Raw genomic sequence first — 13,188 nt, 5'->3', positions numbered from 1 at the left:
CTACCTCTTTCTCTTGCCGTGCTTCTGATGGACGGCCTGGCGGCTGACCTGCAATTCCTCCGCGATCGCCTGCCAGGACCACCCGTTGGCGCGCGCCGCGTCCACCTGGACCGACTCGAGCCGCTCGGTGAGCCGGCGCAGCGCACGCACTGCCCGCAACCCCGTCGCGGGGTCGGCGCTGGCCGCCGCCTGGGCCAATTCGCTCTCTTCGCTCACATCTGTCAATTTACGTTGACATCAGGTAGGCGTCAAGGAAAGTTGACAGATTGATTTCTGGGATAGGCTGGCCGACCGTGGCCATTAGCGGAACAAAGACTCAACTCGGTGCCCGCCACGTTCTCTCGGCCGCGCTGGCGCTCATCGCCCTCCAGATCGCGGTGCGATCCTGGGTCGCGGCGGACGGCTTCTTCTACTGGGACGACCTGATCCTCATCAGCCGCTCCGGCGCGATGCCGCTGCTGTCGCTGGACTTCCTGCTCTACGACCACGACGGGCACCTGATGCCCGGCGCCTTCCTGCTCGCCGGGATCACCACCAAGATCGCGCCGCTGAACTGGGCCCTCCCGGCCCTGACCCTCATCGCGATGCAGGCGCTCGCCTCCCTCTCGGTGCTGCGGCTGCTCAAGCTCATCATGGGCTGGCGGCCCGCCCTGCTGATCCCGCTCGCGTTCTATCTGTTCTCGCCGCTGACGCTGCCGTCCTTCGCGTGGTGGGCCAACGGGCTGAACCAGCTGCCGTTCCAGATCGCCCTGGCGTGGGTCGCCGGCGACGCGATCCTGCTCCAGCGCACCGGCCGCACGCGCTACGCGGTGACTGGCACTCTAGTTTTCCTCGGCTCGCTCCTGTTCTTCGAGAAGGCCGCGCTGGTCCCGTTCGTCGCGTTCGCCGTCGTGTGGCTGCTGGCCCGCGCGGCGGGCGCCCCGCAGTCGCTGCGCGCCACCGCCCGGGCGGGCGCGAAGCTGTGGTTGCCGGCGCTAGTGGTGCTGCTCGGGTGGGCTGCGGTCTACCTCACGCGCGTCGATTCCCGCCTCACCCTCGGCCACCTCGACATGCTCCCGGGCCTGCTGGAGCATGGCACGTCCAGGGGCCTTGTCCCCACGCTGGTCGGCGGGCCGTGGACGTGGGACCGGTGGCCGCCCAGCCCGCCGTGGGCCACACCGTCCACCGTCTTGATCGTGCTGGCCTGGCTAGCCCTGGCGGCCGTCGTGGCGGGCACGCTGGTGCGCCACCGGAACATCGGCTGGGTCTGGCCCGCCTTCGGCGCGTACACGCTCGGCTCGCAGCTGGCGATGGCGCTGACCCGCAGCAGCGAGGGCACCGCCTATGAGATCGCCCAGACGCTGCGCTACGTCGCGGACGGCGCCGTGGTGTTCGCCATCGCCCTCGCCATCATCGCCACGGCACCCCGACGCGAGCCCCAGAGGCTCGCCCCGCAGCCTGCGGTCGCCGGGGTGCTCACCCTGCTCTTCGTCGCCAGCAGCCTGTGGTCCACGGCCACCTTCATGGAGCGCTGGCGGGAGAATCCCACCGTCGACTATGTCCACAACGCGACGCGGGCCCTCGCCGCCAACACCGGCACCCCGCTGCTCAGCCAGCCCGTGTCCATCTGGGTGCTGCTGCCGGTGGCCTCCCCCAACAACGAGACCCGCAACCTCTTCGGGCCGCTGCGCGACCGCCCGCCGTTCGAGGACTGGACGGACAAGCTGCATATGTTCGACGACGATGGCCACCTGGTCCCGGCGCAGGTGGCGCCGGTCCGCACGATGCTCGACGGCCCCGTCCCGGACTGCGGCACGCGCGTGACCGGGGCTGCGGTGGAGTTCGAGCCGGGCGCCGACGCGACGCTCGAGCTCGACCAGCCCGTCCTCGAGTGGGAGTGGACCGCGCAGCTGAACTATCTCGCCAACCGCGACGGCCTCGTCGAGGTGTCCATGCAGAACGGCGAGCCCGTCACGGTGCCGGTCACCGGTGGACTGAACACCGTCTACGTCCGGATGATCGGCGGCGGCTATTCCGTCCAGGTCTCGGCGGTCACGCCGGACCTCAACATGTGCGTCGGCGCTGGCCCGCTCGGCGCGGTGACACCGGTGGAGGCCAAGTGAGCCATAGCCCAATCATCCGGCACTATATCGACTCCCTCACCGGCCTACGGGCCGTCGCCGCCGTCCTCGTGGTGATCTCCCACGCCGCGTTCTGGACCGGCAACTACACCACCGACACCCTCGGCTACTTCTTCGCTCGGCTCGAGATCGGCGTCCCGATCTTCTTCGTGCTCTCCGGCTACCTGCTATTCAAGCCGTGGGTGGCGGTCGCCGACTCGGGCCGGTCCACCCCGGTGCTGGGCACGTACTTCTATCGCCGGGCCCGCCGCATTCTGCCCTCGTACTGGATCGTCGTCATCGTCGTCTACCTGGTGTACCTCCGCCGGGACGCCGGACCGTTCGGCGGCGGTTGGGACGGCTTCCTGCGGAATATGACGCTCACGCAGATCTACGGCTACGGCAACTTGCACGTCTCCCTCACCCAGATGTGGAGCCTGGCCGTCGAGGTCGCGTTCTACCTGGTCCTGCCGTTGATCGGTTGGCTCATCATCGTGGGGCTGTGCCGGCGCAGGCCCCGCACAGGGGTGGCCGCTGCGGCGTTGACGGGCCTGATCGCGCTGAGCGTGGGCTGGATCGTCCTCACCCACAGCGACTGGTTCTATGCCGCGGTGCCCGTCGACGTCACCGCCCAGCTGTGGCTGCCCAGCTTCATCGGCTGGTTCGCGGGCGGGATGCTGCTGGCGCTGCTCGCGCCGCGGATCCAGGGTCGCGGCGGAGTGTGGCTGACGGTGGGGTCCCTGACCGGCGCGGCGGCGGCGTTCGCGGTGGCCTGCACCGGACTCGCGGGCGAGCCGACGATCATGCCGTTCGACGTCACCCACGCGGTCACGAAGTCGCTGCTGGACCTGGTGATCGCGACGCTGCTGATGCTCCCGCTGGTCGCGGGCACCCCCACCTGGTACTCGCGGGCGCTGTCCTGGCGGCCGATGGTGTGGCTCGGCGAGATCTCCTACGAGCTGTTCCTGGTGCACCTGCTGGTCATGGAGTTCGTCATGGAACTGCTCGGCTTCCAGCCATTCACCGGGAACTGGTTCGGCGTCTTTGAGATCACGCTCATGGCCAGTGTTCCCCTGGCGTGGGGCCTGCACCGGCTGACGATGCGCCCGAACCGGAAGCGCCCTAACAAGCAGGCCAGGGCTCAGCCGGTCCAGACGCCCGTCGCCGCGAACTCCGCCAGCACCGCGGTCGAGCCGGACAGCTCGATGCCCTCGCTAGCCACCCAGGCGTCGTCGAAGTAGGTGTCCGAGTAGCGCTCGCCGCCATCACACAGCAGGGTGACGACGCTGCCAGTGCGGCCAGTCTCGACCATCTCCGCGATGAGCTGGAACGCGCCCCACAGGTTGGTGCCGGTGGAGCCGCCGAGCTTCTTGCCCAACGCGGCGCTGCCATGCCGGGCCGCGGCGATCGAGCCCGCGTCGGGCACCTGGACCATGTGGTCCACCGCGGCGGAGACGAAGGACGGCTCCACCCGGGGCCGGCCGATGCCCTCGATGCGGGAGCCCTGGGCGGAGGTGAGCGCGCTGTTGCCGCCCGCCCACGCGTCGTAGAACACCGAGCCCTCCGGGTCCACCACGCACAGCCGGGTGTCATGGCGGCGGTAGCGCAGGAACCGCCCGATGGTGGCGCTGGTGCCCCCGGTGCCCGCACCCACGACGACCCACTCCGGCACCGGATGGTCCTCATTGGCGAGCTGGTCGAAGATCGACTCCGCGATGTTGTTGTTGCCTCGCCAGTCCGTCGCCCGCTCGGCGTTCGTGAACTGGTCGAGGTAGTGCCCGCCGGTCTCGGCGGCCAAGCGGCGAGACTCCGCATAGATGGTGGACGGGTCATCCACGAAATGGCAGCGTCCGCCAGCGGCCTCGATCAGCGCCACCTTGGCCGTGCTGGTGTGCCGCGGGATGACGGCCAGGAAGTCCAGGCCGAGCAGCTTCGCGAAATACGCTTCGCTGACGGCCGTCGAGCCCGAGGAGGCCTCGATGATCGTGGTCTCCGGACCGACCCACCCGTTGCACAGCGCGTGCAGGAACAGCGACCGCGCAAGCCGGTGTTTCAGGCTGCCGGTGATGTGGGTCGACTCATCCTTGAGATACAGCTGGATGCCGCCACGCTCCGCATTGGAGCCCGCCCAGCTCTCGGCCAGGGGGTAGCGCAGCAGGTGGGTGTCCGCACTGCGGCAGGCGTCCGCCTCGATCAGCCGGACCGCGTTGTCACACCAGGCCCTGGCCACTATTCCCGGTCGCCCCGCAGCTTGGACTCCAGGTCCTCCCGCTGCTCGCGCCGCTTGGCGTCGACCGTGGCGATATCCGCGTTCACGGCCAGGCGCAGGCTCTTGAACGCGAACATCGAGATCGGCAGCGACAGCAGCAGGCCGAACGCCATCGCGACGAGTAGCGGCACATTGACGTCGATAAGCCTGGGGACATAGAAGATCGCCCCCGCCAGCACGGCGAACAACGCCAGCCTGGCCAGCGTGTACAGGACGAGGTTCTTGATCAGACTGGACTTTGCGCCGGCATCCTCGGGCGCGGTCAATTCATCACTCACGCCCCCTAGGCTACCGACCTCGCCGCCGTCGGCGAGGCTGGGCCGCAATCACGGCTAAGCTAGATGGCAGGAGGAGATGCGCAGTGATCCAATTATTGGCCATTATCGGCCTGGCCACCCTGATCTACCTGGCGTGGCGTGCGTTCGGCCCTCAGTCGTCGGGACCCACGCGTGGCATCGGTCCCGATGACGATCCAGAGTTCCTGCGCGATCTGGGCGCCCACCCGAATACCCCGGATGGGAAAGAGCCCCCGCAGGCCTGACACAACAAAAGCTGCCCCGGCCGATAAGGCCGGGGCAGCTATATGTCGGGCGGGTCAGTTCAAGCCGGCGTACGAGTGCAGGCCGGAGACCACCATGTTGATGATGAACAGGTTGAACAGCATCGCCACGAAGCCGGCGATGTTGATCCAGGCGGCCTTGGTGTCGCGCCAGCCGGCCGTGGCCCGGGCGTGCAGGTAGGCCGCGTAGACGACCCAGGTGATGAAGGAGACCGTCTCCTTGGGGTCCCAGCCCCAGAACCGGCCCCAGGCCGCCTCGGCCCAGATGGCGCCCATGATCACGCCGGCGCCGAAGATCGGGAACGCGATGACGACGGTCTTGTAGGCCAACCGGTCGAGGTACTGCGCGTCTGGCAACTTCACCGCGAAGCGGCCGAACCGGGTGTCCGGCTCCTGGCCCTTGGGGTATTTGATGCGGTAGAGGAACAGCATGCTGGCCACGCCGGAGACCAGGAAGATGCCGCTGCCGAGGCAGATGACGGTGACGTGGATCGGCAGCCAGTAGGACTGCAGGGCGGGGGCCACCTTGGCGGTCTCCGTGTGCAGGACCGTGCCCGCGATGAACACCAGGATCACGATCGGCACCAGGATGAACGCCAGCAACGGCCGCTTCTCCTGCTTCCGCATGGTCCACACGCCCACGCCAAGACTGACCACGCACGTCATCGTCACGAACTCGTACATGTTGCCCAGCGGCATGCGTCCGGCGGCGAAGCCGCGCAACAGCATCGAGCCCGCCAGCAGCAGGAAACCGAGGACCGTCAGCCCGTAGCCCATGTTGGCGAGCCGCTCGAACAGCGGACGACGCTCCGGCTCGGCCGGATCCGACGGATCTACGGGCGGCGGGTCCAGGCGGACCGTCCCGGCCCCCTCGACAGCCTCGCCGGCGCCCACGAACTCGCGCGCCTTGTCCTTCTGCACGATGGCGTTGGTCCGCACCGCCGAGTAAGAGAACAGGATCAGGACTAACGCAAGGACTATGACTCCGAAGGCAGACCGGAACGCGAAGTCACTGTACTGCGCGAGCGTCTCATTAATAGGCATAAATCTTCTCCCGCGTCACGCCTGGGGCGGACGCTGCTCTTCTCGTGTTTCCTCGGCAAGCAGTCGCTTACTCAGTTTTGTGAACTCCTCGCCCCAACCGGCATGGTCGGTGCGCGCGAGTCCGCCAAGCTCTACTACGGTACGTCGTTCAACGCCATCGGGTCCATCCCCAGAATCTGGGGGCGGTCCGGCGGCCATGACCGCCGGGGTGATCCGGGCCCAAATACGCCGCCGCTTGATCACCAGCGACACCAGCATCCCGGCCATCATCGTGACCGCGGAGACCAGCACCCAGACCTGCGTCGGATCGTAGGAGACCTGCAGGTTCACGAACTCCTGCGCGCCGTCGAAGCTGACCACGGTGCCGTCCTCGAGCGTGACGGACTCGCCCGCCCTGAGGTTTGTCCGCTCCTGCTTGACCAGCCGCCCCTGATCGATCATGCGGGGATCGAGCCGGAAGATCGACTGCGCGCGGCCACTGTCCAAGCCGGAGTCGCCCTTGTAGATATCGATGGCGACTGCAGGGTCCGTCATCGTCGGGGCGCCCGACGTCAGCAGGGTGCCCTCGAACACCGCGGTGGGGGCGAACAGGCCCTCGATCGCGATCTGGTGCTGCCGCGACTCGGCCAGGGTGGGGTACAGCTCCCCGGGCGGGTCAAACAGGACTGCGCCGCTGCTGAGGAACGTCTGCACCTCCTCGGGCGCGAACTGCAGCGTCTTGGTGCGAACCGAGCCGTCCGGGAAGGTGACCGTGAAGGTGGGCGCGAAGCCGTGCCCCTGCAGGTAGACCCGGGCGCCGTCGACCCGCAGCGGGTCGTTCACCTTGAGCTGGTAGTCATGCCAGGTGCCCGAGTCCAGGTCCGTCTCCGCTTGATATCGGATGTTGGACGTGAACATGTCGGCCTGCCCGTTCGGCAGGTAGTCCGCCTTGAAGTCCTTCACCTCGACGCAGAAGGGGTGTAAGCCCGTGCCGTCCTCCTTGAGTCCGGCGCGGAACGTGTCATACATCGCCGGCGAGGAGTTGCAGAACCCGCCCTGGCCGTCTGCGATGATGATGACGTTGCCCTCATAGCCGAAGATCTTGCCCATCGCGACCGTGACCAGCACCCCGACCAGCGCTATGTGGAAAACCAGGTTGCCGGCCTCGCGCAGGTAGCCGCGCTCTGCGGAGATCGTGATGACGCCGCCCGGCTCGGTGCGAGTCTCCTGGCGCCAGCCGCGGAGCGCCGCGCGGACCGTGTCCGCGTTCTCCTCGGCGGAGCCCTCCACCTCGCTCTCCGCATGGTGCGGCAGCCGGGACAGCCGGCGCGGGGCCCGGACCGGTGGCGTCCGCAGCGCCCGGAAGTGCTCGGCCACGCGTGGGGTGATGCAGCCGACGAGGGAGATGAACAGCAACACGTAGATGGCGGTGAACCAGGAGCTGCCGAACACGTTGTAAACCTGCAACGTGTCGAACAGCGGCCCGATGTGCTTGTGGTCGGCGATGTACTGGTCGACCTTTTGCGAGTTCAGGCTCCGCTGCGGGACCAGCGCGCCGGGGATTGCGGCCAGGGCCAGCAGGAACAGCAGCACCAGCGCCGTGCGCATGCTGGTGAGCGATCGCCACAGGTTGCGCACGGTGGCCGCGGCGCGCCGGATGGGCGACGGCGTGGCAGTCGTCTCAGCAGTCAACTCGGGGCCTTCCTTAGAGGTCATACCGGTAATACCGTGTCGGTGATGAAGGCGATGCGTACCCAGTCCACGAACACTGCCCACATCCCCGTGACCAGTGCGAGGCCGACCAGCACGAGCATCACGCCGCCGATGATCTGGATGGTCCGCGCGTGTCTGCGCAGGAATCCGACACCCTGCAGCGCGCGGGCCGAGCCGAGCGCCAGGATGACGAACGGCAGGCCTAAGCCCAGGCAGTACGCGAAAATCAGGAGTACCCCGCGTGCCGCCGTCGTGCCCTCCGTGCCGGCGGCGACGGAGATGACGCCGGTCAGCGTGGGCCCGAGACACGGAGTCCAGCCGAGGCCGAACACCGCGCCCAGGATCGGCGCCCCAGCGAGGGAGGTGAAGCGGGTGGGCGCCATCCGGGTGTCCCGCTGGAGCATCGGGAAGAAGCCGATGAACACCAGGCCCATGATGATGGTGATGACGCCGCCGATGCGCTCGAGCAGCTCCCGGTTGAGTGTCATGGACTCGATGGCCCCGAACACCGACGCGGTGAGCAGCACGAAGACGACGGTGAAGCCGGCGACGAACAGCGTCGCCGCGCCGGCCACGCGCCAGCGGCCGGCCCGGGCCTGCGCCTTGGCCTCCGCCGCCGTGACGGCAGGCGCGTCTGCGCCGACCACCCCGGCCAGGTAGGAGAGGTAGCCGGGGACCAGCGGCACCACACAGGGCGACGCGAAGGAGACCAGGCCAGCTACCACGCAGGCTAGGACTGCGAGCAGCAGCGGCCCGCTGATTGCCGTTGTGCTGAAGGCTTCGCCCACGCCGTCGGCAAGGATCATGTCAGTCACTGTTCGGCGGCGATCTCCTCGACCACCGGCTGCAGCTCCTCTGCGGTGAGCGCCTTGAGGAACACCGCCGCGACGCGATGCTCACGGTCGAGGACGATCGTCGACGGGATCACGCTGGTCGGGAATGAGCCGAGCGCGATGACGCTGCGCATCTTCGGGTCGTAGATCGACGGGTAGTCGACCTTGTTCGACGTGTACCAGTCCTGCGCGCCGGAGCGGGGGGTGTCCTTCACATTGAGGCCGAGGAACCGCACCCCTTGGTCATATGTGACAGCCGCCACCTCGCCCAGCGCCAGAGCCTCGCCGCGGCAGGGGCCGCACCAGCTGGCCCAGAGGTTGAGCACCACGACCTGGTCGTCGAAGTCCTCGAGTCCCACGGTCGCGCCCGCATTCATGAGGTCATCGCCGGAGAGCGTGCCGATGCTGCCGCGATCAGCGGGCGGGTCGTAGCGGATCGTGGTCTGCCCGCCGGGCGAGACGAAGTCGAAGGTGCCGCCGCCGGTGGCCACCGCGTCGGTGCCCGTCGCGCAGCCGGAGAGCGTCAGCACGCTACATAGCGCGAGCACCGCCCCGGCCAACCAAGCCTTGGGGGACCTGGTCATGCCCCTGTCACCATGGGGTCGGACGCGCCGGCGGGCTCCGAGTAGACGATGTCGACCAGCAGGTCGCCCTCGTAGATCAGGCTCGTCAGCGACGCGAGACCGCACTGGCGGTTGCGGGGGTCGTGCCAGAGGCGGTTGCCCTGCATAAAGCGCCGGAGTGTCCACACCGGCAGCTGGTGGCTCACGCACACGGCCTCGTGGCCGCGCGCGGCGTCCCGGGCGGTGTTCGCGGCGGCGAGCATGCGGTGCGCGATCTGCAGGTACGGCTCGCCCCAGGACGGGGTGAAGGGGTCCCGCAGCTTGGCCCAGTGCCGGGGCCGGCGCAGGGCGCCGTCGCCGACGGCCACCCGCAGCCCCTCGAAGGCGTTGTCCGCCTCGATGAGGTTGTCGTCGGTCGCGATCTGAAGGCCATGCGCGGCGGCGATCGGCTGGGCCGTCTCCTGCGCGCGCTGCAGCGGCGAGGCCACCACATGGGTCACGTCATGGTCGGCAAGCGCCGAGCCCACGATGCGGGCCTGCGACTGGCCATTGAGGGACAGCCGGAAGTTCGGCAGCCGCCCGTAAAGGATGCCAGTGGGGTTGTGCACCTCCCCGTGCCGGAGGAAGTGGACCACCGTGCGGGTCTTGTCTTCGGGGGCAGGGCTCAACTGGCTCACTGGTCGCCTTCCTTGGCTGCGGCCGCTGCACGCGCCGCCGCGGTCGCTGCGGTGGAAATGGTCTCGAACGCATCGTCGTCTAGCGCCGCGGACACGAACCACGTCTCGAACGCGCTCGGCGGCGCGTACACGCCATGCTCCAGCAGCGTGTGGAAGAACGGTCGATAGCGCCAGGTCTGGCTCGCCCGCGCCTCGTCGTAGTTGGTGACGGGGGTCGGCGAGAAGAACACTCCGACCATAGTGCCCGCGTTCTGCATTTGGTGCTCCACGCCCGCCGCCGTCAGCGCCGCGCCGAGGATACTGCTGAGCCGCTGGGAGTTGCGCTCCAGAGCCGTGTACACCGCGTCGTCCGCCGCCCGCAGCGTCGCGAGGCCCGCGGCCACCGCAACGGGGTTCCCGGACAGCGTCCCCGCCTGGTAGACGGGGCCGAGCGGGGCCAGGTGCGCCATGACATCCGCGCGACCACCGAAGGCCGCGGCGGGCAGCCCGCCGCTCATCACCTTCCCGAAGGTCGTCAGGTCGCCGGCGACGCCGTCGATCCCATGCCAACCTGTCGAGCTGGCGCGGAAGCCGGTCATCACCTCATCCATGATCAGCAGCGCGCCGTTCGCGGCGCAGACGTCCTTCAAGCCCTGGTTGAAGCCGGGCAGCGGCGGGACGGTGCCCATGTTGCCGGCGGCCGCCTCCGTGATCACGCACGCGATCTCGCCGGGGTTCTCCGCGAACGCCCGCCCGACCGCGGCCAAGTCGTTATAGGGCACCACGATGGTGTCCGACGCCTGCGCGCCGGTCACGCCGGGCGAGGTCGGCAGGCCGAACGTGGCCAGGCCGGAGCCGGCCTCGGCCAGGAGCGCGTCGACGTGCCCGTGGTAGCAGCCCGCAAACTTGATGATCTTGCTGCGGCCGGTGAAGCCGCGCGCCAGGCGCACCGCGGACATCGTCGCCTCGGTGCCGGAGTTGACCAGGCGCACCTGCTCGACGGCGTCGATCCGGCGGACGATCTCCTCGGCCAGGTCGACCTCACCGACGGTGGGCGCGCCGAACGACAGCCCGTGCGTCGCGGCCTCCTGCACGGCCGCCACGACCTCGGGGTGCGAGTGGCCCAGGATCATCGGCCCCCACGAGCACACCAGGTCGACATAGGTGTTGTCGTCGACGTCGGTCAGCCGACAGCCCCGAGCCTCCCGGATGAAGCGCGGGGTCCCGCCGACGGAGCCAAAGGCCCTGACCGGGGAGTTCACCCCGCCGGGGATCACAGCAGAAGCGCGCTTGAACAGGCCCGCCGACACGGGCACATCACGGTCGGCGGGGTGGATTGAGGCAGTCACGACCTCGATTGTCCCAGTTCTTATCAATTTGCCAACGTCAGGGGCTATGCCGTTGAACACCTTCTAAACTTTTAGACTCGGCGATCCAGACAGTCCTGCAAGATCCGGCCGTCACCCATAGGCTTCGGACATGTCGACTCAACCGCTGCAGATGACCACCGCCGACCATCTCCGCCAGGCGCTCGACGGCCGCTGGGCCCATATCCGCGAAGCGAGCCGCGAGCAGTTGGCAGACCCGAGGTTCCTCGACGATCCCAATTTGCCGCTGGACGAGGCTCGCGCCCTGGCCCTGGCCCAGATGCAGGAGTTGGCGAAGACCGACTGGCCGGCGACAGGGTTCAGCGCGGACCATGGCGGCACCGGCGATCCGGGCGGCGCGGTCACCGGCATCGAGATGATGGCGTTCGCGAACCTGTCCCTGATGGTCAAGGCCGGCGTGCAGTGGGGACTGTTCGGCGGGGCCGTGGAGAACCTGGGCACGGCCCGGCACCACGAGAAGTACATCCGCCCGCTGATCGACCTCGAGCTGCTGGGCTGCTTCGCGATGACAGAGATCGGGCACGGCTCCGACGTGCAGGCTCTCGAGACCACCGCCACCTATGACACGGCCACCGGCGAGATCGTCGTGCACTCCCCCACCCCGTCGGCCACCAAGGACTACATCGGCGGCGCCGCGCTGCACGCCCGGATGGCCGCGGTGTTCGCCCAGCTGATCACCGACGGCGAGAGCCACGGCGTGCACTGCGTCCTGGTCCCCATCCGCGACGAGGACGGCAACGACCTGCCGGGCGTGCGAACCGAGGATGACGGCCTCAAGGGCGGGCTGCGCGGGGTCGACAATGGCCGCATCACCTTCGACAACGTGCGCGTGCCCCGGGAGAACCTGCTCAACAAGTACGGCGACATCGACGTCGACGGCGTCTACACCTCTCCGATCGACCACCTGGGCCGCCGGTTCTTCACCATGCTGGGCACCCTGATCCGGGGCCGGGTCAGCGTCGCCGGCTCCGCGGGCTCGGCCACCCGCCTCGCGCTGGAGATCGCCGTCCGGTACGCCACGCAGCGCCGCCAGTTTGACGTGCCCGACGGCCAGGAGGTGCTGATCATGGACTACCTGGCGCACCAGCGACGGCTGCTCCCGCTGATCGCCCGCTCCTACGCGCTGGGCTTCGCCCAGAACCAGCTCGTCTCGGATATGCATGACCTGCAGGTGGCCGAAGACCCAGACCGCCACGCCCAACGCGAGCTCGAGGGCCGCGCCGCCGGGATCAAGGCCGCCACCACCTGGCATGCCACCCGCGCGATCCAGGAGGCCCGTGAGGCGTGCGGCGGCGCCGGCTACATGGCCGAGAACCGCCTGACCACGCTCAAGGCCGACACCGACGTGTTCACCACCTTCGAGGGCGACAACACAGTCCTCACCCAGCTCGTCGCGAAGGAGCTGCTCACCGCGTACGCCGACGAGGTCTCCGACTTCGGCGCGGTGGGCTGGCTGCGCTTCGTGGCGGAGACCATCACCGGCACCCTGCGTGAGCGCAGCGCGGTGAGCACCTTCATCCAGTCCCTGCTGGACTCCTCCGACGAGAAGGTCGAGGACGCAGACCTGGCCCAGAGCTCCACCCAGCTGCGGCTGCTGGAGTTCCGCGCCGACCACCTCCTCGAGACCGCGGCCCGCCGGCTCCGCGGGGCGGCGAAGAACCCCGACAACGATCTTGACGATGACGGCGAGGTCGACGATTTCGAGGCCTTCAACTCGGTGCAGGACCACATCCTGGCGGCCGGCGCCGCGCACATCGACCGCGTGGTCCTCGAGTCCTTCCTCGAGGCGATCGACGCCTGCGCGGACGAGGACACCGCCGCGCTGCTCGCGGACGTGTGCACACTGTTCACCCTCAGCACCATCGAGGCGGACAAGGCCTGGTTCATGGAGCACCGGATGCTGTCGGTCGAGCGCGCCAAGGCCGTCACCCGGCACCTCAACGAGCTGTGCCGCACGCTCCGCCCCCACGCGCTGACACTGGTGGAGGGCTTCGGAATCCCCCAGGTCCTGTTGAACTCGGCCATGCTCGACGGGCCGGGCACCGACGCCGTGCGGCTCGCTGCCGATTAATCATCACGAAGATG

Annotated in this window: 13 protein-coding genes; 4 read left to right on the top strand and 9 right to left on the bottom strand. The window is 68.6% G+C overall.

What is annotated here, in order from left to right; all coding sequences use genetic code 11:
* Positions 1-216: a hypothetical protein gene (locus tag TBIF_RS12625; RefSeq protein ID WP_024795158.1), complete on the bottom strand. Its 216-nt coding sequence runs from the start codon at positions 214-216 to the stop codon at positions 1-3.
* 77 nt (positions 217-293) lie between these two features.
* On the opposite strand from TBIF_RS12625, the gene TBIF_RS12620 reads away from it, so the two are divergent.
* Entirely contained in the window at positions 294-2,102 is a 1,809-nt protein-coding gene (locus TBIF_RS12620; protein WP_024795157.1) for a hypothetical protein, read from the top strand.
* A complete protein-coding gene (locus tag TBIF_RS12615) occupies positions 2,099-3,340 on the top strand; it encodes an acyltransferase family protein (RefSeq protein ID WP_235174705.1) in 1,242 nt (413 codons plus the stop codon). Before TBIF_RS12620 ends, TBIF_RS12615 begins: the two co-directional genes overlap by 4 nt.
* Here TBIF_RS12615 and cds1 read toward each other — a convergent pair.
* On the bottom strand, positions 3,241-4,329 hold the full coding sequence (gene cds1 / locus TBIF_RS12610; protein WP_024795155.1) for an L-cysteine desulfhydrase Cds1: 1,089 nt from the start codon (positions 4,327-4,329) through the stop codon (positions 3,241-3,243). The two genes, TBIF_RS12615 and cds1, sit on opposite strands and share 100 nt — an antisense overlap.
* The gene (locus TBIF_RS12605) at positions 4,329-4,646 is read right to left on the bottom strand and encodes a DUF4229 domain-containing protein (RefSeq protein WP_038170964.1); all 318 of its coding nucleotides are present in this window, start codon (positions 4,644-4,646) and stop codon (positions 4,329-4,331) included. Before TBIF_RS12605 ends, cds1 begins: the two co-directional genes overlap by 1 nt.
* Before the next feature lie 83 nt (positions 4,647-4,729).
* On the opposite strand from TBIF_RS12605, the gene TBIF_RS12600 reads away from it, so the two are divergent.
* Positions 4,730-4,909 (top strand): hypothetical protein, encoded by a 180-nt coding sequence (locus TBIF_RS12600; protein WP_024795153.1) that lies wholly within the window; start codon positions 4,730-4,732, stop codon positions 4,907-4,909.
* Between the two features lie 54 nt (positions 4,910-4,963).
* Here TBIF_RS12600 and ccsB read toward each other — a convergent pair whose 3' ends face one another.
* The 6 genes from ccsB to hemL are packed head-to-tail and all read right to left on the bottom strand — an operon-like array spanning position 4,964 to position 11,064.
* Positions 4,964-5,971, bottom strand: coding sequence for a c-type cytochrome biogenesis protein CcsB (ccsB, locus tag TBIF_RS12595; protein WP_024795152.1), 1,008 nt, complete (start codon positions 5,969-5,971; stop codon positions 4,964-4,966).
* Positions 5,972-5,986: 15 nt separating this feature from the next.
* Positions 5,987-7,666 (bottom strand): cytochrome c biogenesis protein ResB, encoded by a 1,680-nt coding sequence (gene resB / locus TBIF_RS12590; RefSeq protein ID WP_024795151.1) that lies wholly within the window; start codon positions 7,664-7,666, stop codon positions 5,987-5,989.
* The gene (locus TBIF_RS12585; RefSeq protein ID WP_024795150.1) at positions 7,663-8,469 is read right to left on the bottom strand and encodes a cytochrome c biogenesis CcdA family protein; all 807 of its coding nucleotides are present in this window, start codon (positions 8,467-8,469) and stop codon (positions 7,663-7,665) included. Before TBIF_RS12585 ends, resB begins: the two co-directional genes overlap by 4 nt.
* Positions 8,470-8,474: 5 nt before the next feature.
* Positions 8,475-9,080 carry a TlpA family protein disulfide reductase gene (locus TBIF_RS12580; protein ID WP_024795149.1) on the bottom strand — a complete coding sequence of 202 codons (606 nt, stop codon included), beginning with the start codon at positions 9,078-9,080 and terminating at the stop codon, positions 8,475-8,477.
* A complete protein-coding gene (locus TBIF_RS12575; protein WP_024795148.1) occupies positions 9,077-9,736 on the bottom strand; it encodes a histidine phosphatase family protein in 660 nt (219 codons plus the stop codon). Before TBIF_RS12575 ends, TBIF_RS12580 begins: the two co-directional genes overlap by 4 nt.
* On the bottom strand, positions 9,733-11,064 hold the full coding sequence (hemL, locus tag TBIF_RS12570; protein ID WP_024795147.1) for a glutamate-1-semialdehyde 2,1-aminomutase: 1,332 nt from the start codon (positions 11,062-11,064) through the stop codon (positions 9,733-9,735). The genes TBIF_RS12575 and hemL overlap by 4 nt, the downstream gene beginning before the upstream one ends.
* Before the next feature lie 130 nt (positions 11,065-11,194).
* Here hemL and TBIF_RS12565 point away from each other — a divergent pair, with 130 nt between their 5' ends.
* Complete coding sequence (locus TBIF_RS12565) at positions 11,195-13,174, top strand: acyl-CoA dehydrogenase family protein (protein ID WP_024795146.1); 1,980 nt, start codon at positions 11,195-11,197, stop codon at positions 13,172-13,174.
* Positions 13,175-13,188: the final 14 nt, after the last annotated feature.

The sequence above is a fragment of the Tomitella biformata AHU 1821 genome (assembly GCF_000524475.1).
Classification (GTDB): domain Bacteria; phylum Actinomycetota; class Actinomycetes; order Mycobacteriales; family Mycobacteriaceae; genus Tomitella; species Tomitella biformata.
Note: the sequence above shows the minus strand (reverse complement) of the source record. Positions and strands in the feature narration are given on the sequence as shown.